Raw genomic sequence first — 26,822 nt, forward strand, 5'->3', positions numbered from 1 at the left:
CCTTATAGAAACGGCGCTTGCGGCCAAGGAGGAGCTGAAGCAGCCGATCCTGCGGCCGTGAATAGATATGGTAGCACTTGCTGACGTTCCGGACATCGATGGACACGTCGGCGGGGGTGGGTGACTGATCGAGCACGGCCGCTTCCCTGGTGAAGGCCGGAAACCAGACCGGTATTCCGCCGGAAAGTCAAGAATCCGAAGCGGGTCAACGCTGCGGTTGCGTCCCGAGGCTCCTTGCCGGTGTGTGGCGGGATGTTTAAGGTGCGCGCGCGAAACGGTGTGGCGTGCTCTGCTCAGGAACTCCAATGACCTTCGAAACCCTTGACCGGATCGGGCGCGCGGGCGTCCGGGTGCAGCGCCTTGCGGCCGTTGGGCCGTTGGGTGCGATTGCGGAGGGAGCGGAGACGCTGACACTGGACGGGCCGCCGGCCTCCTGGGTCGAGCGGCTGGCGGCCGAAGCCGCGGAGGGCACGCCCATCGACGGGCTGCTGGCCGGGGACGACGAGGCGGTGCGCGCCCTGCTCGCCGCCGACACCGACGGGCGGGCGCTCGACGCCCTGGCCGTCGTCCTGGTCGCCGGCGAGGCCGCCCGGCCGCCGCTCAGCGCGCCGCTGTTCGACCGCGGCTTCGTTCCCCTTCGGGGTGACGGGGAGCTGCGCGCCTATGTCCGCTCCAGCCGGCTGGCCGATCCCGCGCTCGCCGGGGGGAACGGCCCGGCCTCGGTCAGCATGACCACGCTGGGCGGCAACGGCCGGTTCGCCAACCAGCTCTTCCAGTACGCCTTCCTGCGCCTGTACGGGCTGCGCGCCGGGGCGGGGATCGCGGTGCCCGCCTGGGAGGGCGAGGGGCTGTTCGGCCTGTCCGACCCGCGCCCCGGCGCCGAGCCGCATCCGGAGCTGCGCTTCTACGGCTTCGACGACGACGACCTCGCGCTGTGGGCGATGGACGCCCCGCCGGTCGGCGTCGATTTCTGGGGTTACTTCCAGGAGGTGCCGGAAAGCTGGACGCGCCACCGGGACTTCCTGCGCCGCCTGTTCCGCCTGCGCGCCGACTGGAGCGAGCCCGTCGACGCGGCGGTGGCGGGGCTGCGGGCGCAGGGGCGGACGCTGGTCGTCCTGCATGTGCGGCGCGGCGACTACGCCGGCTTCGACAAGCGCGAGCTGCCCTGGTACCGCATCGTGCCGACGCTCTGGCACCGCGCCTGGCTTGAGGCGGTGTGGCCGACGCTGGCGGACCCCATCCTGCACATCGCGACCGACGATCCGGGGGCGGTGCTGCCGGAGTTCGAGGACTATGCCCAGCTCGACGCGGCGGCGCTGCGGGCGGCGACGGGGATGCCGGCGCACGTGCTGGACTTCGCGCTGCTCGCCCGCGCCGACCGTCTGGTGCTGGCCAACAGCAGCTTCTCGCGCTTCGCCGCCCTGCTGGCCGGGCCGGAGCAGCGGGCCGTCCTGCCCGACTTCCAGGCGAAGGGCTTCGTGCCCTACGAGCCGTGGGCGGACCGGGCCTTCTGGCAGCGCTTCGCGACGCCGGAGGCGTGCCGGGACACCTACGGCTCGACGCCGGAGGCCCGGCTGCGGCGCTCGCTGATGGTGCGCGGCATGCTCGGCCAGACCCAGGCGGCGCTGCGCTGGAACGAGGGGCAGGTCGCCGCCCTGACACGCGAGGCCGAACGCCTCGCACGGCTGAACGGAAATCTCGAAAACCTGCTGACGCTGCGCGACATCGCGATTGCCCGGCTGACCGCCGAACAGGCCACGATCACCGCCCGGCTGACCGCCGAACAGGCCACGGCCACCGCCCGGCTCACCGCGCGGTATGAGGACGCCATTGACGATCTGGCCATGGAACACGAAGCGGCCATGGAGCGTCTGTCCGCCGAACGTGACGCCGCGCGGAACGAGCGGGAGGCCCTGAAGGCGGCGCACCGGGCGGAGCTGGACGCGGTCGCCGCCAGCACCTCCTGGCGGGTGACCGCACCGCTGCGCCTGTCGAGCCGACTCCTGCGCGGCGCGGTGCGCAAAACCCGCGGGGGGGTCGGATTCGCCCTGCGCCGGGATTGGCCGGGGCTTGAGGCCGCCGTGCTGGCCAACCTGAACCGCAGCGGGCAATCCCTTCCGATGGATGCCGCGCCGGCGGGGGCCGAGGCCGCTCGGGAAATCGCCGCTCGGGAAATCATGGCCGTGGGGATGGTGAAGGCGCCCCCCCTTCTGGAGCCGCCGGTTCCGGCACCTCCCGCCGTCGCCGCGGCGCTTCCCTTCACCTTCTCCGGCAACGTGTGGATCGGCCGCGGCGAGGTCCCCGCCCGCCGCACGCTGGTGGCCGGCATTTTGCGCACGCCCCAGCCCCACCGCTCGCCGCTCGTGACGGTGGTCGTGCCCTGCTACAATTACGGGCGCTTCGTCGAGGAGGCCGTGGACAGCGTCCTGGCCCAGACCTTGACCGATCTGGAGGTGATCGTCGTCGACGACGGCTCGACCGATCCCTTCACGAAGGATGTCCTGGACCGGCTCGACCGGCCCCGCGTCACGGTGTTGCGTCAGGCGAACGCCGGATTGCCGATGGCCCGGAACAACGGAATCGCCCTGGCGCGGGGAACCTACGTCTGCTGCCTGGACGCCGACGACACTCTCGAACTCTCCTACCTGGAAAAGGCAGTCGCCGTCATGGAGGCGCGCGCCGATGTCGGCTTCGTCTATTCATGGCTGCGCCTGTTCGGGGACGAGGAGGGGATCTGGCGGACGGCGCCCTTCGACCTGGAACGCATCACCATCGAGAACCACGTCAGCGTGTCGGCGGTTTTCCGCCGTTCGCTGTGGGCGGCGGCCGGCGGCTATTCCCCAGTCATGCGTGGCGGCTACGAGGATTGGGAGTTCTGGCTTCGTCTGGGAAGCCTGGGCGTGGAGGGCTGGTGCATCGCCGAGCCGCTGATGAACCATCGCCGCCATGGCCGGACGATGACCGCGGAAGCGCAGGACATGCACCAGGAGCTGATCGGACGCATCCGTATGCTCAACCCGGAAGTCTTCGAGCCGGCCTTCCGCGCCGACGTCCGCGCATCCATGGCTCCGTTGCCATCGGCGACCCCTTTCGACTGGCTCGACCGGACGGCGGCGGGCAAGGGAGCGAAACCGGGATTCCTGCTGATCGTTCCGTGGCTGGAGGTCGGCGGATCGGAGACGGTTTTGCTGACCATCCTGGAGGCGGTGCGCGACGATTTCGACATCGTCATCGTCACCACCTTGCCGGCTGACAACGCCTGGGCGGACCGCTTCCGCGCCTTCACGCGGCGCCTCTACCATCTGCCCCAGCTCTTCGATGCGGAGTTCCATATCGCGTTCCTTCAGGCCACCGTCCGCGCCTGGAACATCGAGCAGGCGATGATTTCCGGCTCCGCCCTCGGCTATCTGGCGGCGCGCGCCCTGAAGAAGGCCAATCCCCGGCTGCGGATGTTCAACCTGCTCCACAACGCCTGGGGCGACGGCTACATCCGGTTCAGCGTCGAGAACGACGACGCCATCGACACCCATGTGGCTATCGCCGAGCGCGTGCGGTCGGGCCTTCTGGAACGGAAGGTCGATCCGGCGAAGATCGTCTGCATCCGCAACGGCATCGACACCGAAGAACGCTTCAACCCGTCCCGCCACGACCGGGCCGCCGCCCGCGCCCGGCTTGGCTGCCCGGACGACGGCATCCTGATCGGCTTCGTCGGGCGGCTGAGCGCGGAGAAGCGGCCCGTCGATTTCGTGACCATGGCGTCGCTCCTCGGCGACGACCCGCGCCTGCGCTTCGTGATGGTGGGCGACGGCCCCCTCGCGTCGGAGGTGCGGGCGGCCGCGAGGGTGTCCGGACTGGAGGAGCGCCTGACGATGCGGCCGCACGGGGACGCCGGCGAGATGCCCGGCCTTTACGCCGCTCTCGATCTCCTCGCCCTGACCTCCGACATCGAAGGTCTGCCGATGGTCCTCGTGGAGGCGATGGCCATGGAGGTGGCCGCCGCGGCGACCGATGTGGGCGATGTCGCGACGTTGGTTCGGGCGGGCGAAACCGGCACCATTCTGCCGATCGGCGACCCGGCCAAGGCGGCGTCCCTGGTCCGCTCCCTGGTCGCCGACCCCCAGGCCCTCACCGCGATGCGGCGGCGGGCGCGCGCCACCGTCCTCGAGGAGAAACTGACCACACGAAGCATGGCGGCCAGCTATCGCCGGCTGTTTCTGTCCGAAACCATTCCGGCGTAGGCCCGAGGGCTCCGGAACGGCGTGTCCATGGCCTTCCCGCGAGCCCCCTCGGGAGCCTCGGCTGGGTCCCGAGGCTCCTTGCCGGTGTGTGGCGGGATGTTTAAGGTGCGCGCGCGAAACGGTGTGGCGTGCTCTGCTCAGGAACTCCAATGACCTTCGAAACCCTTGACCGGATCGGGCGCGCGGGCGTCCGGGTGCAGCGCCTTGCGGCCGTTGGGCCGTTGGGTGCGATTGCGGAGGGAGCGGAGACGCTGACACTGGACGGGCCGCCGGCCTCCTGGGTCGAGCGGCTGGCGGCCGAAGCCGCGGAGGGCACGCCCATCGACGGGCTGCTGGCCGGGGACGACGAGGCGGTGCGCGCCCTGCTCGCCGCCGACACCGACGGGCGGGCGCTCGACGCCCTGGCCGTCGTCCTGGTCGCCGGCGAGGCCGCCCGGCCGCCGCTCAGCGCGCCGCTGTTCGACCGCGGCTTCGTTCCCCTTCGGGGTGACGGGGAGCTGCGCGCCTATGTCCGCTCCAGCCGGCTGGCCGATCCCGCGCTCGCCGGGGGGAACGGCCCGGCCTCGGTCAGCATGACCACGCTGGGCGGCAACGGCCGGTTCGCCAACCAGCTCTTCCAGTACGCCTTCCTGCGCCTGTACGGGCTGCGCGCCGGGGCGGGGATCGCGGTGCCCGCCTGGGAGGGCGAGGGGCTGTTCGGCCTGTCCGACCCGCGCCCCGGCGCCGAGCCGCATCCGGAGCTGCGCTTCTACGGCTTCGACGACGACGACCTCGCGCTGTGGGCGATGGACGCCCCGCCGGTCGGCGTCGATTTCTGGGGTTACTTCCAGGAGGTGCCGGAAAGCTGGACGCGCCACCGGGACTTCCTGCGCCGCCTGTTCCGCCTGCGCGCCGACTGGAGCGAGCCCGTCGACGCGGCGGTGGCGGGGCTGCGGGCGCAGGGGCGGACGCTGGTCGTCCTGCATGTGCGGCGCGGCGACTACGCCGGCTTCGACAAGCGCGAGCTGCCCTGGTACCGCATCGTGCCGACGCTCTGGCACCGCGCCTGGCTTGAGGCGGTGTGGCCGACGCTGGCGGACCCCATCCTGCACATCGCGACCGACGATCCGGGGGCGGTGCTGCCGGAGTTCGAGGACTATGCCCAGCTCGACGCGGCGGCGCTGCGGGCGGCGACGGGGATGCCGGCGCACGTGCTGGACTTCGCGCTGCTCGCCCGCGCCGACCGTCTGGTGCTGGCCAACAGCAGCTTCTCGCGCTTCGCCGCCCTGCTGGCCGGGCCGGAGCAGCGGGCCGTCCTGCCCGACTTCCAGGCGAAGGGCTTCGTGCCCTACGAGCCGTGGGCGGACCGGGCCTTCTGGCAGCGCTTCGCGACGCCGGAGGCGTGCCGGGACACCTACGGCTCGACGCCGGAGGCCCGGCTGCGGCGCTCGCTGATGGTGCGCGGCATGCTCGGCCAGACCCAGGCGGCGCTGCGCTGGAACGAGGGGCAGGTCGCCGCCCTGACACGCGAGGCCGAACGCCTCGCACGGCTGAACGGAAATCTCGAAAACCTGCTGACGGAGCGGGACGCCGCGGCGAACGCACAGGTGGAAAACCTGCTGGCGGAACGGGACGCCGCCATCGCCGACCGCCAGACCGCCATCGCCATTGTGGCCGGTGAGTATGAGGAAACCCTTGCCCGCCTGTCCGTGGAACACACGGCGGCGGTGGGGCGTCTGTCCGCCGAACGTGACGCCGCGCGGAACGAGCGGGAGGCCCTGAAGGCGGCGCACCGGGCGGAGCTGAACGCGGTCGCCGCCAGCACCTCCTGGCGGGTGACCGCACCGCTGCGCCTGTCGAGCCGACTCCTGCGCGGCGTGGCGCGCAAGGCGCGCCGGGCGGTTGGACTGACCCTGCGCCGGGATTGGCCGGGTTTGCGGGCTGCCCTTCTGACCAACCTGACGCGGGGAGCTCCGCCCGCGCGCCCGGCGGATCAGCCGTCGGAAACGCGGTCGCCGGCGGAGCGGGGCAACGAGAACCGCGCTCTGTCCCACGCTCTGAGGAAGCCGGCCCGTGCGATCGATGCCCTGGTCGCAGGGTCGAGCGCACGGGTGACGGTGGTCATCCCCTGCTACAACTACGGCGCCTACGTCGCGGACGCGGTCCGGTCCGTCCTCGACCAGACCTACCCGCGGGTCGACGTCGTCGTGGTCGACGACGGCTCTACGGACCCGGATACGCGGGCCGCGGTGGACGCCCTGGCCGGGCCGCGCGTGCGCGTTCACCGGCAGGTCAATCAGGGCCTGTCGGCGGCGCGCAACAACGGCGCCGCGCTCAGCGACGCCGACTATCTGATGTTCCTCGACGCCGACGACCGTCTGGCGCCGGTGGCGGTGGCCGCCCTGCTGGCCGAACTGGAGGCCAACCCCGACCGGGCTTTTGCCTACTGCCACCAGCGCTTCTTCGGCGACACGGAGCTTGTCTGGGCGCCGCAGCCCTACAACGCCTACGACCTGCTGTGGGCGAACCATCCTTCGGTCTGCGCGCTGGTGCGGGGCGACTGGTTCCGGCGTTCGCCCGGATACCGTCCACAGATGCTGTTCGGCTACGAGGACTGGGAGTTCTGGCTGGCCCTGTCGGCGATGGAAGGGTACGGCCTGTGCGTTCCCGTGCCGGCCTTCGAACACCGCCGCCACGGCGTGACGATGACGCACGAGGCGCATCGCCGGCAGCGCTTCCTGGCCGGCCGCATCCGGCATCTGAACGCCCCGCTCTACCGGCTGGACGCCGTGGCGGAACGCAAGGCGGAATGGCGCCCGCTGGTGTCCGTCATCATCCCCTTCTACAACGGCCATCTGTTCCTGGACGAAACGCTGGCCTCGCTCGGCGCGCAGACCATGCGCGACTTCGAGGTCATCCTGGCCAACGACGGGTCGGAGCATCCGGACTCGCTCGCCATGCTCGAACGCCTTCGGGAGCGGACGGACCTTTGGGTGCTCGACTGTCCGCACCGCGGCCTGCCGGCCACCCGCAACGCGGGGGCGCTCGCGGCTCGCGGCGAGTACATCTTCTATCTCGACAGCGACGACCTGCTGGACCCGACCGCCCTTGAGAAGCTGGCCCTGGCCGCCGCGACCCGGCCCGGCACTGCCTTCATCTATTCCGGTGTGGTGCATTTCGGGGCGATCGAAGGGGTCTGCCTCGACCCGTTCGACCGCGAACGGCTGACCCGCGAGAACTATCTGGCCTTCTCCTGCCTGATCCGCCGCGACGTCTACATCGCGGTCGGCGGCATGGACGAGGGCCTGACCGACTGCTACGAGGATTACGATTTCTGGCTGCGGCTGATCGATGCGGGCCATGAGGGCTACCTGGTTCCGGAACCGCTGTTCCGCTACCGGCGCCACAACCTCGGCAACCGCACCAAGCTGGCCCGCGAGACCAGCCACGAGGACATGCTGGAGCGGCTGCGGCAGCGCAATCCCGGCCTCTACGGCCGCCCGCCGGTCGACCGCTCGGGCTGGAAACTGATCGCGCCCGAATCGCCGTTCGACGGTCTGCGGCCCGAAATCTGCGCCTTGGCCGAGGTCTGGCAAACGCATGTCGGGGTGCCCACCGACCGCTACCGCCGGCCCAACACGCCCCTGCCGTTCCCGCCCACGCAATGGCGGGACCCACGCACCGGCGTTCTGTTCTTCATTCCCCACTGCGCCATCGGTGGAGCCGAGCGGGTGGATCTGGAAATCCTGGCCGGCCTGCCACGCGACCGTTTCCACGTCACCTTGCTGGTCGAGCAGGCCGGGGAGCATCCCTGGCTCGACCGCTACCGAACGCTCGTCGACGAGGTCGTCCTGCTGCCGTCGCTCACCCCGGATGCCGAGGAGCAGCAGGCCGTCTGCCTGCATTATGCCATGGCGCGGGCCGCCGACCTCGTCTTCGTGCGGAACAGCGGTCTCGGCTATCGTTTCGTCGAGCGGCTCAAGGCCATCACCGACACGGTCCGCGCGGTCGATCTTCTGCACCTCCATTGCAAAGATGGGGATTGGGTTCGCGCGTCGGTGCTGCACCACGACCAACTCGACCGCCGTTTCGTCATCACGCGGGAGCTGCGCGACCACGCCACCCGGACTTATGCCCTGGACGAGGACCGCTTCGAGGTGATCCATTGCGGGGTGGACCCGGCCCGCGCGCTCGCCCCGGAGGACCGGGCGGCGCACCGCTGCCGCATCCGGGAAACCTTCTCCATCCCCCTGGAGGCCCGGACCATCGGATTCGTCGGGCGCGTGGCCGCCCAGAAGGACCCGCTGCGCTGGATCGAAACCGCCGCCGTGCTCGCCCAGGCGGAGCCGGACCTGCATTTCCTGGTGGTCGGGGACGGCGAACTGATGGAGGAGATGAAGGCCGCCGCCGACCGGCTGGGCGTGGCCGGGTGCATCCGTTTCGCCGGCTATCACGCCGATGCCGATCCCTTCATCGCAGCCATGGATCTGCTTCTGGTCAGTTCGGCCTACGAAGGGCTGCCGCTCGTCATCATGGAGGCGATGCTGCAAGGGGTGCCGGTGGTGTCCACCGACACGGGAGGTACCGCGGAGTGCCTGGACGACCGCCTCGGAGCCCTGGTTCCGGCGGACGCGCATCCGGACGTCCTGGCGCGGGCGGTGCTGGATGTCCTGGCCCGCGCCGCCACCGATCCGGAGCTGCCCGTCCTGACCCGGGCGCGGATCCTCGACGGCTTTTCCACCCCGCGCATGCAGGAGCGCTACCGCGAGACGCTGGCCACGCTGGGGGCCGGTCTCGATCGGGACAAGAGGCTGTCCGACTACCAGCTCCGCCTGATGGAGGCACCACTCTTCCGTTGAGAATCCAATGAGCTTCGCGGACGGACCAATCATTCGGGCCATGTTGACAGCGCCGGTGCGATCTTTTAGCCCCGGGTGGCGCGGACATCGGGCGAAACAGAAGGAAAGATGCTGACATGTCTTACGAAGCGGTGACGCAGGGCGAAGCGGTGGCGCAAAGCCGTGTTCTCGTGACCGGTGGGGCGGGCTACATCGGCAGCCATGTCCTTCACGCCCTGACCGATGCCGGCATCCCCGCCGTGACGGTCGACAATCTGTCGACGGGCCGCCGCGCGGCCGTGCCGGAGGCCGTGCCGCTGGTGGAAGGCGACATCGGTTCCGTCGACCTGCTGGAACGGGTGATCCGCGAGCACGCCGTCGATGCGGTGATGCATTTCGCCGGCTCCATCGTCGTCCCGGAATCGGTGACGAATCCGATCGCCTATTACCGGAACAACACCCTCAACAGCCTGACCCTGCTCGACACCTGCGTTCGGCTGGGCGTCGACAAGTTCGTCTTCTCCTCCACCGCAGCCGTCTACGGCGCGCCGGAAACGGTCCCGGTCGGCGAGGACACCCCGACCCTTCCGATCAACCCCTACGGCGCCTCCAAGCTGATGACCGAGCAGATGCTGCGCGACGTCGGGGCCGCCCACGGCCTGCGCAGCGTCATCCTGCGCTATTTCAACGTGGCCGGAGCCGATCCGGCGGGCCGCACCGGGCAGGCGACGCCGGCCGCCACGCATCTCATCAAGGTCGCCTGCCAAGCGCTGCTCGGCCAGCGGCCGGCGCTGTCGATCTTCGGCACCGACTACCCGACGCCCGACGGGACCTGCATCCGCGACTACATCCATGTCAGCGACCTTGCCGATGCGCATGTGCTGGCGCTCCTCCACCTGCGGCGCGGCGGGGAGAGCCTGCTGCTGAACTGCGGCTATGGCCGCGGCGCCTCGGTGCAGGAGGTCGTCCGCACCCTGGAGACGGTGAGCGGCGAGACGGTGCCCGCCTCGTTCGCGCCGCGCCGCGCCGGCGATCCGCCGCAGCTCGTCGCCGGCGCCACCCGCATCCGGGAAAGCCTCGGCTGGGTGCCGAAGCACGACGATCTGGAGGTGATCGTCCGCAACGCCCTCGACTGGGAGCGCTCGCTTCAACGCCAGGGAGCCGCCCCGCCGCGATGAGGATCGCCGTCCTCAGCAAGGACCCCGCCCGAGGCGGAGCGCCGCGCGCCATGCGACGCCTGATCCGGGGACTGCGGGAACGCGGCCACCGGGTGGACCTGTTCTGCCTCGACCATGACGCCGACCCGGCGGGCAGCATCGGCGTGCGCCCCGTGGCCGAATCGGGCGCCGGGGACGCCGCTTGGTTCTTCGGGTCCTACATCGCTGGGCGCCGGACGGACCTGTCCAACACCGTCTTCACGGCCCAGACGGTGGGTTGCGCCCTTGCCGAAATGCCGGTTCTGAGGCGTTACGACGTCATCAACATCCACTGGGTCGCGGAATTCCTGTCCGCCGGCGGGCTGGCGGCGCTCGCCCGCCTGGGCCCTCCGGTGGTCTTCACGCTGCACGACATGGCTCCCTTCACCGGCGGCTGCCATTATTCGGCGGGCTGCGAGGGCTACGCCGCGGGCTGCGCGCCCTGTCCGCAGCTGTCCGGCGATCCGCTGCGCGTGACGGGGCGGGTGCTGGAGGGCAAGCGCGCGGGTCTGGCCCGCCCGAACGTCGCCGCCGCCTCGCCCTCCGTCTGGCTGGCAGAGGCGGCGCGGCGCAGCGGAGTCTTCGCCGGGGGCAGGGTGCATGTCCTTCCCAACGCCCTGGAAACCGATCTGTTCGTCCCCGCCGCCAAGGCGGATGCCAAACGGGCCTTCGGCCTCGACCCGGAAGACCGTGTGCTGCTGTTCGGGGCCTATCACGCGGGCGAACGCCGCAAGGGCTTCGAGCATCTGACAGCGATGCTCCGCCACATGCGGGAGGAGGGGCGGGGGCGTGCGCTGCTCGACGCCGGGCGCCTCACCGTCGCGACCTTCGGCCTTGCCGCGCCGGAGCTGTCGGAGCAGGGGGTGCGGCTGCACGATCTCGGCTACATCGGCGACGACCGGCGGCTCGCCGCGGCCTACGCCGCCGCCGACGCGGTCGTCCTGCCCTCGCTGGAGGACAACCAGCCCAACATCATGCTGGAGGCCATGGCCTGCGGCACCCCGGTCGCCGGCTTCGCCGTCGGCGGCCTTCCGGATGTGGTGGAAGACGGGGTGAACGGCCGGCTGGCGGCGCCCTTCGACCCGGCGGCCCTGGCACGGGCCGTCCTGGATCTGGTGACGGACCCGGCGGTGGCCGCCGCCTGCGGCCAAGCCGCGCGCCGGACCATCGAGGCGGGGTTCGCCCTCGGCCATCAGGCGGAACGCTACGAGGGGCTGTTCTCCGTGATGCTGGAGGAGAGTGGCTGGCGGGCCGAAGCGGGGGAGGCGGCCCCGGCTGGCGGCACCGTCGCGGCGCCGCTCCGTGCGGATGCGGGCTTTGCCGACGGCCTGTACACGCTCTGCCGGGATTTGCACGACGAGAAGGCCGCCTTACAAGCCGAACTCGACCGCAGCCGCGCCGATCTGGCGGCCATCGACCGTCGCATCGAGGGCACGCTCGCCCGGGTGCGCGGCTCGACCGCGCGGCGGGTCCTGGGCCGCCCCCTGAGCGGGGCGCTGCCCCCGCCCGGGACCCCGGCGCCGGAGAAGCTCGACCGGCTGGCCGCAGCGTTGCTGTCGGGCTGGTGGGATGCCGGGGCGCCGCTGCGCCTGCTGGTCCGCGCCGCTTACCGGCTGGGATTCGGACGGAAATCGGAAGGCCTGCTGCCGTGACCATGACATCCGAGGCACCGCCGGTGACCGCACCGGTCCGGGTTGCGGCTTCCTTCCTGACGGGCCTCGAAGCGCTGAGCGAATCGCAGGACAGCGGGAGAACCGTTCCGCAACGGCCCCGGACGGTCTGCATCGTGACGCCGGACATCGCCGGACCGATCCGCAACGGCGGCATCGGCACCGCCTACCGCGAGATGGCCCTGGCGCTCGCCGGCCATGGGCACAGCGTCACCATCCTCTACACCCATGGCCGCCACAGCGAGACCGACGGCGTCGAGGCGTGGATCGACCGCTACGCCGCGCAAGGGGTCACGCTGGTTCCCCTGCCCGAGGAGCCGGCGGTCATCGAAGCCATGCACACGCCCAAGGTCGCCTACCGCGTCCACCGCTGGCTGAGCGAACGCCGCTTCGACATCGTTCATTTCCCGGAGTGGGGCGGCACCGGATTCTACGCGCTCGCCGCCAGACGCCAGGGCGTCGCGCATCGGGACACGGTCATGGTGGTGACCGCCCATTCGCCCACCCTGTGGCACCGGATCAGCAACGGCGAGATGGTCTCGTCCCTCGACCATGTCGTGACGGACTTCTGCGAGCGGCGCTCGGTCGAGTGGGCCGACGTGCTGGTCAGCCCGAGCGCCTTCATGCTGCGCTGGATGGCCGAGGCGGGCTGGACCCTGCCGCCCCGCTCCGTCGTGCAACAGAACATCCTCAGCCTGCCGGACGGGCCCGACGCCACGCAAGCGCCCCGGCGCCCCGTGGAGGAGCTGGTTTTCTTCGGGCGACTGGAGCCACGCAAAGGCCTGTTCGACTTCTGCGACGCGCTCGACCGGCTGGTCGCGTCGGGAGGGCCGCTGCCCGCCCGCGTCACCTTCCTCGGTAAGCTGGCGCCGCGCGCCGACATCGACGTCGCCGCGGTCTTGGCCGTGCGCGCCGGACGCTGGCCTTTCCCCCATGCCATCGTCGGCGACAGGGACACCGCAGCGGCGCTTGCCCTGCTGGCCGAGCCGGGGCGGCTGGCGGTCATGCCGTCGCGGCTGGAGAATTCCCCCTACACAGTGCTGGAGGCCCTGGCCCACGGCGTGCCGTTCATTGCCCGCGCGACCGGCGGAATCGCCGAGTTGATCCATCCCGACGACCGGGCGGACACCGTCTATGACGGGCCGGGAGCGACGCTCGCCCGGCGTCTGGCCGCCGTGCTGACGGACGGCGCGCGCGTCGCCCGCCCCAGCGTCCCCTTCGCCGAGACGCGCGCCGGCTGGTGCAAGGCGCACGACGCGGGTTTCTGGATCGCCGCCAGCGAAACGGCAACGGAGGACGCGCCCGGCGAGCCGCCGCTGGTTTCGATCTGCATCGCCCATCACAACCGGCCGCGCGACCTCGTGCAGGCGGTGGGTTCGGCCCTCGCGCAGAGCCATCCCCGCTGCGAAGTGCTGGTGGTTGACGACGGCTCCACCGACCCGGCGGTGCCGGCGCTTCTGGACGGTCTGGAACGGGACCATGCCGGGCGGCTGCGCGTGATCCGTCAGGACAACCGTTACCTGGGCGCCGCGCGCAACCGGGCCGCGGCGGAGGCGCAGGGCGAGTATCTGCTGTTCCTGGACGATGACAATCTGGCCCGCCCGGAGGAGGTGGCGACCTTCGTCGCGGCGGCCCGGCGGACCGGGGCCGACGTGCTGACCTGCGTGACCGAGGTGTTCGAGGGCGACGATCCGCCCGCGCCGGGCACCACGCCCGCGGCGGTCTGGCTGCCGCTGGGCGGGGCGGTGGCCGCGGGCTTCTACAACAACGTGTTCGGCGACGCCAACGCGCTGGTCCGGCGCGACACCTTCCTGGCGCTCGGCGGCTTCACCGAGGAGCATGGGCTGGGACACGAGGATTGGGAGTTCTTCGCCAAGGCCGCCCTGGCCGGCCACCGCGTGGAGTGCGTCCCGGAGCCGCTCTACTGGTACCGCCGCCGGTCGAGCGGAATGCTGCTGTCCCAGCGCGCCCGCGCCGACAATTTCCTGCGCAGCGTCCGCCCCTATCTGGCGGTGGCCCCGACGGACTGGCGCCCCCTGCTGCTCCATGCTCTCGGCCTCAAGCAGGCCGCCGACACGGCACCCGCCCAGCCGCCCGGTTCGGTTTCCAGCGATCCGGCCCTGGCCGACCGGGCGGCATGGCTGGAGGCCGAACTGGCCGCCGTCCACCGCTCGACCTCCTGGCGGCTCACCGCCCCGGTGCGCTGGATTGGACGGTGGCTGGCCGGACGGCGCTGACCGCGCAATAACAGAAGCGGTCCGAAGACAGGAAACAGGCATCCCTGCCCATAAGGGTACCGGCCAAAAGTCCCGGTTGCCCCCAACCATGGGAGCCCGTATTCCTGGAACAGAAAGGTCAATTTCCGAAGCACGCAAGCATTTTTGCCAATCCTTTTCCTACAACGCGCCAAAGCTTGAGGGGGGACCATGCTTGCATTCTCAGGAAGCGCTCAGGAATTATTCAGAAAATCACTGCGGATATGGCGCGCCCTTGATCGCCGAACGGTCTGCCGAAACGTCGTCTTCGACCTCGGCATGAACAAGGGGGAGGATTCCACCTTCTATCTTCGGAAAGGCTTCAACGTCGTCGCGGTCGAAGCGAATCCGATCATCAGTCGAAGAAACGCCGAATTGTTCACCTCGTACGCCGAGCGCGGCCAGCTCACGATCTTGAACGTCGGCATATGGAGCGAGGAGAAGGAGCTTCCCTTCTACGCCAACCTGGACAACGACCACTGGAGTTCCTTCGATCCGGCCTATGGGTGCAGGGACGGAACGCGCTTCGAGATCACACGCATCCCATGCGTCCGGGTGGAAACGTTGTTCAAACGCTTCGGCACGCCCCATTACATGAAGATCGACGTCGAAGGGGCGGACCGGCTGATCCTGTCCGACATGCGGGCGCTTACGGCGCGTCCAGCCTTCGTCTCGGTCGAGGAATACGGGGTCGCGTGCATCGATGATCTGCACGCGTTGGGTTACGATCGTTTCCAGATCGTGCCGCAGAGCGCCCGGCTGAAGGCCCAGTACACCCCGCCCATACCGGCCCGCGAGGGCATCTATGTCCCCGCCTCGTTCAACGGGAACGACTCCGGCCTGTTCGGCCATGAACTACCCCCCGACAGATGGCGCTCCCTCGCCGACGTCCGCGCGGACTTCCTGTCCGGCGTGCGCGGCGAGGACCACGTCTACAAGGGTCCCGAGGGGGAGTGGTTCGACGTCCACGCCACGACGGCCAGGGTTCTGAACGCCGGACCGTGACGCCTCCTCACCGTCAGGGGCCTTTGCGCAGGAACAGCGTCATGCCCCCTTCGAAGGGCTGGGACTGGAAGGCGGCGTCCGCTTCCAGCCGGCGGCGGATCGGACCGTTGATCTGGTTCAGGAAATCGCCCTGCCGCTCCAGATCGGAATCGAGCATGACGATCCGATTGATGTTCATGTCCGCCAGACGCTTCCAGGCGCTGTCCACGTCGGTCTGCGCGTAGCCGAGGCTGGTGTAGTAGCAGCGCCAGCCGACCGCCGCGCGCCCGCGCGCGGACAGGAAGGACAGCGTGTTCGCGTTCAGCCAGGGCTGTTCGGTGCCGATCAGGTTGATGCGTCCGGCTTCGGAGGATGGGCAGGTGGCCTCTGCCAGACGCTCGACCACCGACAGGCGGGCTCCGTCGGTCACCCGGGCCTGAAGCCAGGGGTTGCCGGCATGGAGCGGCAGCCACCCCAGCGCCATCGCGTGGACGGCCCCCCACTGCAGGGCCAGGAAGCCGGCGACCGCCGCCGGCACCGCGGGGCGCCCCGTCGCCGCCACAGCCACAGCCACCAGCAGGGCGACCGATGGGAACAGGGGGAGGAGGAAGCGGCTTTCCTCGTTGATGTTCAGGCTGAAGGCGGTCAGGACGACGGCGATCTGCACAAGCGCCGCGATCACCAGCGGAACGGAGGGCGCAAGGTCCGGAGTGGCCGCGGAGCGTCCCCGCAGCATCCGCCACGCCAGGAGGGAAAGGACCACCAGCGCCGCGAGGAGGGCGGCGGCGGCCGCGTCCGGCAGAAACAGCGCGGCCTTCAGGCTGCCCAGCCAGAAGACCAGCTTGGTGGAGAAATCGCCCACGGTGCCGTAGTGGAGGGCAACGCTGCCGGTCGCCGATTGGAACGCGTGGCGCAAGGTGTGCTCGGCGTTCACCACGTACCAGCTGGCGGTGAGGGCCGTCATCCCAGCGGCGGCCACCACCAGCAGGCCGGTCGCCACGGGGTTTTCCACCCGCTTGGCCGGAGGCTGCCGGACCAGCCCCGCCAGGGCGACGAGCCCGAAGCCGAAGACGTAGACCGGGCTGGTGGTCTTGGCCGCCAGCCCCAGCGCGGTCGCCAGGGCGAGCCAAGCGATCAGGCGGAGCCGTCCCATCCCCCCCCGGTTGACCGCGATCCACAGGAACAGGCAGACCGACAGGAGTTGGACCGGTTCGGCCAAATACTGGTGGGTCATGCCGACGAACAGGGGACTCGCCGCCATGGTCAGCACGCCGGCCCCGACAGACGCCCATCCCGCCGGACCGCGCGGCTCGAGAAGCCGGACGAGGCTGGCGCAGAGCAGCGCCAGACACGCGGCCTGCGTCGCCAGGATGGACAGCAGCAGCGCCGTTTCCCATCCCAACAGGCCGTTGAGAGGGGCGAAGAACTGGCCGATCCAGACCACGGCGGGCGGCTTGCTGGCAATCGCGTGAAGCATCAGCCGGCCCCAAGCGGCCAGACCGTCGCGGACGGCCGTGCTCCACAAATCCGCGCTCACTTCCCCGTACCAGGATTGATCCCACGGCCAGACGTGACGGTCGGTGAGGACCCAAAGCAGGGAAGGGAGGAGAAGAAGCAGGACGGCGATCCTGCCGATGCGGGCGGGTGTATCCGACGGGCCGTGCATGGATGGGCGGTTTCCCTGGAGATGCGGCGCGCCCGCGAAAGGGGCGAAATTGCGGAAGGCATAGCAATCTTACCGGTGGAAGGCTACAGTGCGCCCGCCTTCCGTAATCCAAACGTCGTGTCGATGAGATCCGAAGCCGCTTTGTCCATCCCTTCCCGTTCAGGGCATAAGATCCTGCCGCTTCTGGGCAAGGTCGGGCTGACGGTGGCGCTGATCGGCTGGCTGATGGCCCAGGCCGATTGGGCGGGCATGGCGCACCGGCTGGCGAACGCGCCTCCGGGGCCGCTTCTGCTGGGGCTGGGACTGAGCTTCCTCGCTGTCCTCTTCGCCGGCGAACGCTGGCGCGCCGCCTGCCGCGCCACCGGTCTGGTGATCGGCCCGGTGAAGGCGCTGATGCTGATGACCGCCAGCCTGTTCTTCGGGCAGGTGCTTCCCGGCGCCATCGGCGGCGACGCGGTGCGCGGCTGGTTGACCTGGAAGGAGGGACAATCGCCCGGCGCGGTGATCCTGGCGCTGGTGCTCGACCGTCTGCTCGCCCTGCTCGGCGTGTGCCTGCTGCTGTTCGCCGGTTTGCCGCGGCTGGCCGCGGTCGTGCCGCCGGACATGGCCTGGATGCTGCCGGCGCTGGTCCTGCTGGGGGTAGCGGGCTTCGCCGCCGGGCTGTCCATCGACCGCCTGCCGCTGCTGGGCGCCTTGCGCACGCACCGGCTGGTGAACGCCGCCTTCACGCTGGTCGCGCGGCTGCGCGCCGCCTTCCTGGCGCCGGCCACGCTGAAGGCGCTCGGCCATAGCGTGCTGGTCCACATCTGCACGCTGGCCGCCACCCTGCTCTACGCGCGGGCCATCGGCCTGTCCCTCGGCCCGTTCGACATCCTGGCGGTGATGCCGACCGCGATCATCGCGACGGCGCTGCCGATCTCGCTGAACGGCTGGGGTGTGCGCGAGGGCACCATGGTGGCCGGCTTCGCCCTGTTCGGCGTTCCGTTCGAGGACGCCCTTCTGCTTTCCCTGATGATCGGGCTGTCGGTGACGCTGACGGCCCTTCCCGGCGGCCTCGCCTGGCTCGCCCTGTCCCGCGGAAGCCGAAACGCTTCCGGAAACGCTGTTTCGGACCGTACCCATGACCGTTGAAGCCCTTGAGGAAACCGTGGCCGGCGCCCCCGCCACCGGCGAAACGCGCACCCTGTCGCCCCGTCAGCAGGGGGTGAGAGAGCTGTTCGACCGGCTGGCGGCGGAGCGCGATCGCTGGGTCGAGCGGAACAGCGCCTTCCACGAGGCCGACCGCGCCTATCTGCGCTTCCTCGTGCCGGAGAACGCCTCGGTGCTGGAGGTCGGCTGCGGCACGGGCAACACTCTGGCTTTCCTGCAACCGTCCCGTGGCGTGGGCATCGATCTCAGCCCGGCGATGGTCGAGCGGGCGCGGCAGCGCCATCCGGGGCTGGAGTTCCACACTGGCAACGCCGAGGACCCGGCGATCCTGGCGGCGGTCACCGGCACCTTCGACGTGATCCTGCTGTCCGACACCATCGGCTTCCTCGACGACATCGAGGAGACGCTGCGCCACCTGCACCGCTTCGCGACACCGCGCACCCGCATCATCGTCAGCTACCACTCCCGCCTGTGGGAGCCGGTTCTGGGCCTTGCCGAGAAGCTTGGACTCAAGATGCCCCAGGGCCAGCTCAACTGGCTGTCGAGCGCCGACATCGCCGGGCTTCTGACGCTGGCCGGCTGGCAGCCGGTGAAGCGGGAGTGGCGCCAGCTCGTGCCGCGCCGCCTGCTCGGCCTGGGCACGCTGATCAACCGCAGCGTCGCCCCGCTGCCCGGCGTCCGGAAGCTGTGCCTGCGCAACTACGTGGTCGCCCGCCCCGCACCGCAGGTGCCGGAGAAGCAACCATCCTGCACAGTGCTGGTCCCCTGCCGGAACGAGCGCGGCAATATCGAGAACGCCATCCGCCGCCTGCCGCGCTTCTGCCCGGACCTGGAGGTCATCTACGTCGAGGGCAACAGCAAGGACAACACCTACGAGGAATGCCTGCGCGTCCAGGCCGCCTATCCGGACTGGGACATCAAGGTCATGAAGCAGCCCGGCAAGGGCAAGGGCGACGCGGTGCGCGCCGGCTTCAACGCGGCGCGGGGCGACATCCTCATCATCCTCGACGCCGACCTGACCGTCCCGCCGGAGAGCCTGCCGAAATTCTACCGCGCCATCGCGTCCGGCCAGGGCGAGTTCATCAACGGCACGCGTCTGGTCTACCCGATGGACGACGAGGCCATGCGCTTCCTGAACTGGATCGCCAACCGCGCCTTCGCCCGCATCTTCTCCTTCCTGCTGAACACACGCTTCACCGACACGCTGTGCGGCACGAAGGTGCTGTGGAAGAGCGACTACGACCAGATCGTGGCGAACCGCCATTACTTCGGCGACTTCGACCCGTTCGGCGACTTCGACCTGATCTTCGGCGCGTCCAAGCTGAACCTGGAGATCGTCGAGGTGCCGATCCGCTACGCCGACCGCAGCTATGGCGAGACGCAGATCAGCCGCTTCAGCCACGGCTGGCTGCTGCTGCGCATGGTTCTGTTCGCCTGGAAGAAGCTGAAGGCGTTCTGACCGCCGCCATCGGCTGGAATTGGAAAGCCCCGGACCGTTCGCTCGGTCCGGGGCTTTTTCATGTCGAGGTTCGGTGTGGGGCCGCGGTTACAGCCGCCAAAGATCCACGCCGTCCGGCACGCCGCCGCGGTCGAGCAGGCCCTTTACATCCATGACGAGGCCACGGCGGTCCTTCAGCAGGCCGGTCACCAGCCCCCAGCCCTCCGCCCGGTAGACGGCGTGGGGAACGGCCAGCACCACCGCGTCGGCGGGCGGCAGGGCGTCCCGCGCGGTCAGGGTCAGGCCGTATTCGTGGGTAACCTCTTCCGCCGAAGCCAGCGGATCGTGAAGGGCGACCTCCACCCCGAAGCTCTTCAACTCGGCCACGATGTCCACCACCCGGGTGTTGCGGATGTCGGGCACGTCCTCCTTGAACGTCAGCCCCAGCACGGTGGCGCGCAGCGGCCCGGCCTGCCCGGCGCGGCCACGGAGAAGCCGCTTCACCGTCTCCTGCGCCACATACTGGCCCATGGTGTCGTTGATGCGCCGGCCTGCCAGGATGACTTCCGGGTTGTGGCCGAGCTGCTCCGCCCGGTGGGTCAGATAGTAGGGGTCCACGCCGATGCAGTGGCCGCCGACCAGCCCCGGCTGGAACTTCAGAAAGTTCCACTTGGTGCCGGCGGCGGCCAGCACGTCACGGGTATCGATACCCATGCGGTGGAAGATCACCGCCAGTTCGTTCATCAGCGCGATGTTGACGTCGCGCTGGGTGTTCTCGATCACCTTGGCGGCCTCCGCCACGGCGATGGAGGCGGCTTCGTGCACGCCGGCCTTCACCACGCTGCCGTAGACCGCCGCGACGAGCGCCCGCGTCGCCGGATCGGAGCCGGAGACCACCTTGGTGATTGTCTCGAACCGGTGCTCCTTGTCTCCGGGGTTGATGCGCTCCGGCGAATAGCCGACAGTGAAGTCCCGTCCATAGTTCAGGCCGGACTCGGCCTCCAGCACCGGTACGCAATCCATCTCCGTGGCGCCGGGATAGACGGTTGATTCGTAGACCACCACGTCGCCGCGCTTCAGATGCCGCCCGACGGTGCGGCTAGCGGCCAGCAGCGGGCGCAGGTCTGGACGCCGGGCGTCGTCGATCGGGGTAGGCACCGTGACGATATGGAAGTCGGCCTTTGCAAGATCCGCCGGGTCGTCGGTTAGGTGCAGTTTGGCCGCAGCCAGATCCATGTCCGCCACCTCGCCCGTGTGGTCGTGCCCGTCCCGCAGAGCCTTGATGCGGCGCGCATCGATGTCGAAGGCCACGACGGGCACACCTGCCCGCCCGAACGCGACGGCCACTGGCAAGCCGACATAGCCGAGTCCGATCACCGAGATGCGGCGGGAGTGAAGCATGATGGCGTGGCTTCCTTGGAAGACGAACAATGGGAATGATGGGAAACGGGACGGAAAGGGCTGTTCTTATACACGCTCCGCCCGTGCGGGGGGAGCCGCTAAGTGACTGGCCTCAACCGATATCTCGCTTGAGTTGTTCTTTATGATGCGCTTATCACTTTTCCGAAGATCGGCTTCCGATTATCTGAGCTATCACTTGTCACAATCCATTAAGACCACCTATGCAGGATTTTTTGAGGAATAAAGCGACATTTCCGCACCCATCAGCACGTTTGTGATACAATCCATCCTTGCTTTCTCGAGATTATCCCCTTTCCAACACGTCAACCCACACAAAATCAACCTTCGATAACATCACGATCAGCATCGAACATGTCCATAGCGCACAGGCTGAAGCCCAACGAGATCAGCCAGGATGCGCTGCCGTTTTATGACGAGTTCGACGGCATTCTGCGGCCCTTGTCAGAAAAGGATCCAGGTGTTTTGGAAATCATCACCTGCAACCATCTGCCAAAAGCGGTGAGAGGTTTGGTGCATTCTGCATTTGACCAAACACGATCGCAAGAAAGTTCCTCCGAAGGCGAAGATTATCCGATTGTCATTCAAGCGCGATCACTTCTACATAATCAGGGGGATGCCTTTCTATTATGACATAACATGAATATAACGAACTAAATTGCATTGCAAAAATCTGAATAGGATCGAATATTATGAATAAAATCATAAATACCATCGAATCGTTAAGAGGTCGCCGTGTTTATCTGTTTGGTTCCGGCGACTGCGGAGTTCAAGCGCATCATATGATAGAACATTTTTTTGGAATATCTGTTTCTGGATTCATCGATTCGTTCCGAAAAGGAACTCTCAATGGCTTGCCAATTTTCACTGCAAAGGAATTTTTTTCTGAAACACCTCCCGACAGCGCAGTCCTAATCACATCTCAATACTGTCGGGAGATTGAAGCAACTATACGCTCTTATGGTAATATCAATTACAACATTCTGGTTTATGCGCCCTTATCATGGCGCAATCTGAATAAGTTCCGGGCCAAGTTGTCTCCCACCACGGCAGCCTGCGGAATGGAAACTCCTTCTCCCATCCCTTGCAACGCCGGAGCACTCCAAGCTCCCTCCATCGATTCGGCCGACGCCTTGGCAGAATTGTCGACCATCTCGTTCAATAGCGACTGCTATGTGGATCTTCCGCTGACGGAACGATGCAATTTGCGCTGCGGCTATTGCCCCCATCACAACACGTCGCGGAAAGACTGGAGCGAAACGGCAACGTGGCTTGTCGATCAGGTCCACGCATCGCTGAAAGCCTATCCCGGAGTATCCATAGAGTTGGGCGGCGGGGCGGGCGAGACAACGATTCTAAAAGCTTGGCAGCAGCAGGCAGAGCGCTTCATAGCCATTGGCGGCCAGATGCGGATAACCACCAATCTTGCACGGGAACTGCGCTGGGACGAGGCCGAAACGCTCTCCCGATTCTTTCATATCAACGTCAGCCTCGACAGCGTTGACAGCCAAGTCCTCAAATCGGTCCGTGTCGGCGCTAGCCTGTCAAAGGTCGTGTTCAATATTGCCCAGATCCAGGCAGCGGCCATGGCTGAAGGACGCGAGCCACCCAATTTCAACATACAGGCTGTCGTCACGAACAAGAGCGTTGCGCAGGTAGACCGCGTTGCCGCAATGGCCGCGGCGCTCGGCATCAGGAGCGTCCGATACATTGCGTTAAACGGAAAAACCTTCGACCCGACCCTGTCCGGAATCACCGGACTGAACCGGAACCAGGCTCTTGCGGTTGCGGCAGCCTTCGAACGCGCCTTCGAAATCGGCATCGACGCTGACATCAGCGTCGAGGTGGACGATGAGGTTTCGGACTGCCTAGCCGCCTGCCTGCTCCAGCCCGATGCTTCCGAAGAACTGGCCACGCCCGTCGACACTCCGGACACGTCGACCCAAGGGAAAATTTCGGCAGATGGGTGGCCTCCAGGCAAAACGCGCCTGTGCCTGGAGCCCTGGTCGCACATCGTCTTCACTTATGACGGCACGGTGTTCTCCTGCTGTTATGGCGCTCCGATGTTCCGCCCCAACTATGCCCTCGTCGGGACGGATATGGACGCAATCTTCAACGCCGAACCGATCCAGGATCTGCGACGGGAACTGCTGACCGGCAACCTTGGCGCGCTTTGCCGCAACTGCGTGCAGAAGCCGCTTGTCGCCACCAGCCATTTCCGGGAAAAGGTTGATGCTCTGGTCCGGACCCGCCGCCAACGCGGTGACCAGCCCACGGGTGGCTGAGCCAAAGGGAAGTCAAACTGCCCCGACCTCCGCCGCCAGTTCGCTCCAACTGTCCATCGGTGTGAAGGTCCGCTTGCGCAGCGTCCAGACCGCCGGCATGTGAAATGTGGCGCCGGTCTGTCTGACGAAGTGGGGGGTCCCGGGCCCATCGGTCCGGGCCACCCGATCCAACGTGGCATCGCTGACCGAACCGTCGAACGCTCCTTCCACCCGAAGTCCGGTCAGTTCTTCAAACAGGCGGTTCAACCCCTCAGGTGTAGCGAGACGGGCAGGAATGCCCGTCGGGCCGCAAAGGCTTCCACAGGCGCCGTTCAGCAGGACATCCATTGTCAGGACAAGGCATCCCTCGTCTCGCAGCCGCGCGTCGATCCAGGCCATCGTCGCTACGAAACCGTGGAGGAACACGGCCCCATCCGGGACCACGACGATATCCCAACGCTTTCCCGCCAGATCTGCGCCGTCCAACCGGCCAAGGTGATGAACGGCAAGCCGCTCGGCATCGCAAGGGCGTGAAACCAGCCGCCAGCGATCCGTTTCGCCACGTGCGACCCGACGCGCATGCTCAGACGCTTCGGTGCCGATGTTGATGGCATCGACGTGATGGACAATGTTCGACAGGAACGCGGGCATGCCGTCGGGGTTTGAAGCAATGACCGCTGCATCCTGCACGCGGGTCAACAATCCAAGCCGGTCCAGAGCGTAAACGGTCTGCCCCCTCGACCACGCCCCACAGCTGCGCTTGTAAAAGTTGTAGACAAGGTCGAGGCGGTCCAAGGCATTGACCCGGGGTGCGTCGGTCGTCTCGTCGTCGAGGTAGCGCGGAAAGGTGGAGCAGCCAACCTTGTAGCGGTCCACCCACGCGAACCAGGGAGGTGACTCCCAGTCCTCGGATGCCGTGACCTTGCTGAGGGCCGGCGGGCCGGCGGGCCGCTCGGTCAACGGCAGATTGCTCTCGGCTCGTACGCGCACAGCATTACGCGACCGGGCCGCCACTTTCTTGATCTGGCCGAGCCGTTGCGCGGTGATCGCCTCGGCGCGCTCCACGCCCGGCCAGTTGAGCAGCGCGATCAACGGGGCTGTCCAGCGCATCGGATCGATCTCAGCAAGATCACCTGCCCGCAGGACGATTCTCAGGTCACCGCGGGCAATGGCAACTTCTCGCGGGCTCATCTCCTGCGCTCGGCCGAGCGCCTGCGCGAGATGGTCCTCAACGCTCGGCCCGGCGGATGCCGCGTCCGCCTGCATCAGCGGCCGGACGATGCCGACCAGACGATCACCGATGCCTTGCAGGGATAAATCGCGCACGCCGCGCTCGTAAGCGGCCTCGATGACTCGTGTGCGCAGGCCGTGGTCAGCGATCAGCCGCCCAAGATTCACTGAGAAACCTTCCAAATGGTCTGCCAGCAGCACGGAAACGCCGTCCTCAAGGCAGTGAACCACTTCGCCCACCGGTGTGGCGCACACGGCCACTTTCGCCAACAGATATTCGAACATCTTCGTTGGGCTCTTGCAGGCGTTGAACATAGTGTCCGCATAAGGCAGAACGCCGATGTCCATCTCCGCAAGAACCTCGCTGAACCGTTCCGGCGCGATACGTTCGTGAAAGACGATGTTGTCGATGTCCGGATAACGTTGCGCCACGCGCCGCTTGAGTTCCGGCCAGGCCCGGCCGAATCCGATCAGGTGGAAGCAAGCGCCCGCACGGACATCCGGTGGGATCAGCGCGAAGGCATCAATGGCGAAAAAAATGTCCCGCAGCACCAACGAGCCCCAGACATCCCCACACCAGAGGATGTTGACCCTGTCCCCAAAACGCTGGCGCGGCAGGTGCCTGTGGGAGGGGTTGAAATCCTCAAGGTCGGCAACGGTATGGACGAGATGAGTGTTCGGCCGGTTACGCCCGACAAGCTCAAGCAACTTGGTGCTGGATACCACGCAGGCATCCGCGCGCGCGGTCATCGACGACAACAGGACGTCGGGCCGCAGGGAAGGAAACCATGGCTCGAGACGCCAGTAGGGCGACGTGTCGACGTCATAGTCGTCGTAGTCAAAGATGATTTTGTTGCCATGACGCGCGGCCGCCATACAGCAAGACAGCACGTGATAGCCGGCCTTCTGCACGTACAGGACCGCATGGGGATTTTCAGCCAGGATATCGAAGGCCTGGAGGTTGAGGCGAAGCTTCTCTTCCTCGGGGATCTGTGCGACCGGACCGCCCCCAAACTTCGCACCGAGATGGTCGACGAAAGACAGAACCTCCGCCGCTATACCCTTTTGCCGGAGAAGCTTTGCGAAGCTGTAGCAACGCACCCGTGCCGGGGCGAGGGCGAAGCCGTCCTGCGCCACGAAGATCACATCGGCCTCCTTGTAGCGGTGACGCTGTGCAGAGCTGAGGGGGGAAAGGTCCGACATGTGGCTATCCTGCCTGGAGCGGGCGGGGCCGCGGGATTTGGGAAACGCGGAGCGCGAAGTCCGACCGATTGCGGGCCGAACGCTCCGGAAAGCTTGAAGGGAGCGTGGTGCCGCTGTTGTACGTCCTGCCCACGGACCGTACAAGATAGAGATCCACCCGATCCAGCGGGCGGGCGGCGCGCTCCGATTCATACTCTTTGAACAATGTGGACAATGGCTCTGAAGATCGCGGCGGAGGTTTCACGGGCAGTAGCAGACTTACCGCCTGATTTCCGGACGAGGCCGAGGGTGCAATTGCGGATATCGTCCAGGGTAAGCGCTACCGCTTCAGATCGGACGTTCAGGCCCCCGGCAAGAGCGCTGTCCGGTCGTGTCCCGAGGCATGGTGTGGGAGCCGGGGCGCTCATCTGGTCTTCGGCAGGTCTGGCTCGGACAGTCACGCGGCCGTAGCGGGCAACGTGAGGGCGAGATCATCGCGCAAGGGGGCGATGGTTTCCAGGGTCATGTAGCGCGCCCGCTGGACCGCCCATTCATCGTTCTGTTCGAGCAGAATGGCACCGATCAGCCGAGTGATCGCCGCCTCGTTGGGGAAGATGCCGACCACCTCGGTGCGCCGCTTGATCTCGCCGTTCAGCCGCTCCAGCGGGTTCGTAGCTGCCCTTGCGCAGCTTGGGCATGCGCAGCTCGACGGTGCCGGCACGGGTCTCCCAATCACGCTCGCGGTAGCCGTTGCGCTGAACCAGCCGCTCGGCGGAGCGCTCACCGTGGGCGGCGCCGGTCAGGCCTTGCACCTCCAGTTCCATCAGCCGCTCGGCTGCGAAGCCGATCATCTCGCGCAAGACGTCAGCGTCAGGGCTCTTCTCCAGCAGCGCGCGAAGCGCCATCATCTCGTCGGTCATCGTGGTCACCCTTCGGTCGGGTTGAGGTGTGGTGACCAGACTCTACCGGAGACCCACGATGACCACCCCGCTGTGGACAACCGGCCCACCTACGCCAGCTCTGGGGGGCGCTTCGGCGGGCCGGTTCCCCACAGCTCTCTACACCACGTTCAGGGACGTGACCCGCTGTTCTCTAGCCGATGCTGTCGTCCAACACCGGTTCCTTCTCCACCGGTTCTTCCGCAAGGCAGATGCGATTCGCTCCTCCTCGTCGATGCGGTGTTCGGATTGCCCTGGAAAAGCGGCATTTACCGCCTGTTATCCATTCCAATGAAACAATGTAGCACAAAAGCTGGTGGAAATAGCCTCGCCACCCGCGCCGGAGCGAATTAAAGCGACAGCGCCAGTATAGAGA

Annotated in this window: 13 protein-coding genes and 2 pseudogenes; 10 read left to right on the forward strand and 5 right to left on the reverse strand. The window is 67.6% G+C overall.

The genetic code is table 11. The features are described from left to right. Positions 1-305 precede the first annotated feature (305 nt). From Q4I23_RS13260 to Q4I23_RS13285, 6 genes are all read left to right on the forward strand, one after another. A complete protein-coding gene (locus Q4I23_RS13260) occupies positions 306-4,238 on the forward strand; it encodes a glycosyltransferase (RefSeq protein WP_498526518.1) in 3,933 nt (1,310 codons plus the stop codon). Between the two features lie 149 nt (positions 4,239-4,387). Beyond that, entirely contained in the window at positions 4,388-9,076 is a 4,689-nt protein-coding gene (locus Q4I23_RS13265) for a glycosyltransferase (protein ID WP_498526519.1), read from the forward strand. A gap of 116 nt (positions 9,077-9,192) precedes the next feature. Further along, entirely contained in the window at positions 9,193-10,233 is a 1,041-nt protein-coding gene (gene galE, locus Q4I23_RS13270; protein ID WP_454021076.1) for a UDP-glucose 4-epimerase GalE, read from the forward strand. Further along, complete coding sequence (locus Q4I23_RS13275) at positions 10,230-11,903, forward strand: glycosyltransferase (RefSeq protein WP_498526520.1); 1,674 nt, start codon at positions 10,230-10,232, stop codon at positions 11,901-11,903. The genes galE and Q4I23_RS13275 overlap by 4 nt, the downstream gene beginning before the upstream one ends. A 2-nt stretch (positions 11,904-11,905) precedes the next feature. Further along, positions 11,906-14,158: a glycosyltransferase gene (locus Q4I23_RS13280; protein WP_498526528.1), complete on the forward strand. Its 2,253-nt coding sequence runs from the start codon at positions 11,906-11,908 to the stop codon at positions 14,156-14,158. Positions 14,159-14,347: 189 nt separating this feature from the next. After that, on the forward strand, positions 14,348-15,181 hold the full coding sequence (locus tag Q4I23_RS13285; RefSeq protein ID WP_454021074.1) for an FkbM family methyltransferase: 834 nt from the start codon (positions 14,348-14,350) through the stop codon (positions 15,179-15,181). 13 nt (positions 15,182-15,194) lie between these two features. Here Q4I23_RS13285 and Q4I23_RS13290 read toward each other — a convergent pair whose 3' ends face one another. Next, positions 15,195-16,637 carry a hypothetical protein gene (locus tag Q4I23_RS13290; RefSeq protein WP_498526521.1) on the reverse strand — a complete coding sequence of 481 codons (1,443 nt, stop codon included), beginning with the start codon at positions 16,635-16,637 and terminating at the stop codon, positions 15,195-15,197. Positions 16,638-16,967: 330 nt separating this feature from the next. Here Q4I23_RS13290 and Q4I23_RS13295 point away from each other — a divergent pair, with 330 nt between their 5' ends. Beyond that, positions 16,968-17,957: a lysylphosphatidylglycerol synthase transmembrane domain-containing protein gene (locus Q4I23_RS13295; protein ID WP_498526522.1), complete on the forward strand. Its 990-nt coding sequence runs from the start codon at positions 16,968-16,970 to the stop codon at positions 17,955-17,957. Then, positions 17,947-19,434, forward strand: a complete 1,488-nt coding sequence (locus Q4I23_RS13300) for a glycosyltransferase (protein WP_498526523.1) — start codon at positions 17,947-17,949, stop codon at positions 19,432-19,434. The genes Q4I23_RS13295 and Q4I23_RS13300 overlap by 11 nt, the downstream gene beginning before the upstream one ends. 87 nt (positions 19,435-19,521) lie before the next feature. Here the strand turns inward: Q4I23_RS13300 and Q4I23_RS13305 are convergent, their stop codons facing one another. Then, entirely contained in the window at positions 19,522-20,814 is a 1,293-nt protein-coding gene (locus Q4I23_RS13305) for a nucleotide sugar dehydrogenase (protein ID WP_498526524.1), read from the reverse strand. A 372-nt stretch (positions 20,815-21,186) separates the two neighbouring features. Between Q4I23_RS13305 and Q4I23_RS13310 the strand changes: the two genes are divergently transcribed. Both Q4I23_RS13310 and Q4I23_RS13315 read left to right on the forward strand, forming a co-directional pair. Beyond that, entirely contained in the window at positions 21,187-21,465 is a 279-nt protein-coding gene (locus Q4I23_RS13310) for a hypothetical protein (protein WP_498526525.1), read from the forward strand. Between the two features lie 59 nt (positions 21,466-21,524). Next, positions 21,525-23,117, forward strand: coding sequence for a radical SAM protein (locus Q4I23_RS13315; protein WP_498526526.1), 1,593 nt, complete (start codon positions 21,525-21,527; stop codon positions 23,115-23,117). A 12-nt stretch (positions 23,118-23,129) separates the two neighbouring features. Here the strand turns inward: Q4I23_RS13315 and Q4I23_RS13320 are convergent, their stop codons facing one another. The 3 genes and pseudogenes from Q4I23_RS13320 to Q4I23_RS13330 form a co-directional block, all read right to left on the reverse strand. Beyond that, entirely contained in the window at positions 23,130-25,529 is a 2,400-nt protein-coding gene (locus Q4I23_RS13320) for a glycosyltransferase (RefSeq protein ID WP_498526527.1), read from the reverse strand. A 436-nt stretch (positions 25,530-25,965) separates the two neighbouring features. Next, positions 25,966-26,187 (reverse strand): annotated as a pseudogene (locus Q4I23_RS13325) (transposase); the annotation flags it as partial. Continuing rightward, a pseudogene (locus Q4I23_RS13330) lies at positions 26,153-26,428 on the reverse strand (transposase); the annotation flags it as partial. The pseudogenes Q4I23_RS13330 and Q4I23_RS13325, both read right to left, overlap by 35 nt. Positions 26,429-26,822: the final 394 nt, after the last annotated feature.

This window comes from Azospirillum sp. UFLA03-27, from assembly GCF_059803775.1.

Coding starts and splice junctions, on each gene's coding strand:
- Q4I23_RS13285 (WP_454021074.1), top strand. CDS start 14,348: ATGCTTGCATTCTCAGGAAGCGCTCAGGAATTATTCAGAAAATCACTG.
- Q4I23_RS13260 (WP_498526518.1), top strand. CDS start 306: ATGACCTTCGAAACCCTTGACCGGATCGGGCGCGCGGGCGTCCGGGTG.
- Q4I23_RS13290 (WP_498526521.1), bottom strand. CDS start 16,637: ATGCTTCACGCGATTGCCAGCAAGCCGCCCGCCGTGGTCTGGATCGGC.
- galE (WP_454021076.1), top strand. CDS start 9,193: ATGTCTTACGAAGCGGTGACGCAGGGCGAAGCGGTGGCGCAAAGCCGT.
- Q4I23_RS13280 (WP_498526528.1), top strand. CDS start 11,906: ATGACATCCGAGGCACCGCCGGTGACCGCACCGGTCCGGGTTGCGGCT.
- Q4I23_RS13275 (WP_498526520.1), top strand. CDS start 10,230: ATGAGGATCGCCGTCCTCAGCAAGGACCCCGCCCGAGGCGGAGCGCCG.
- Q4I23_RS13315 (WP_498526526.1), top strand. CDS start 21,525: ATGAATAAAATCATAAATACCATCGAATCGTTAAGAGGTCGCCGTGTT.
- Q4I23_RS13265 (WP_498526519.1), top strand. CDS start 4,388: ATGACCTTCGAAACCCTTGACCGGATCGGGCGCGCGGGCGTCCGGGTG.
- Q4I23_RS13305 (WP_498526524.1), bottom strand. CDS start 20,814: ATGCTTCACTCCCGCCGCATCTCGGTGATCGGACTCGGCTATGTCGGC.
- Q4I23_RS13300 (WP_498526523.1), top strand. CDS start 17,947: ATGACCGTTGAAGCCCTTGAGGAAACCGTGGCCGGCGCCCCCGCCACC.
- Q4I23_RS13320 (WP_498526527.1), bottom strand. CDS start 25,529: ATGTCGGACCTTTCCCCCCTCAGCTCTGCACAGCGTCACCGCTACAAG.
- Q4I23_RS13310 (WP_498526525.1), top strand. CDS start 21,187: ATGTCCATAGCGCACAGGCTGAAGCCCAACGAGATCAGCCAGGATGCG.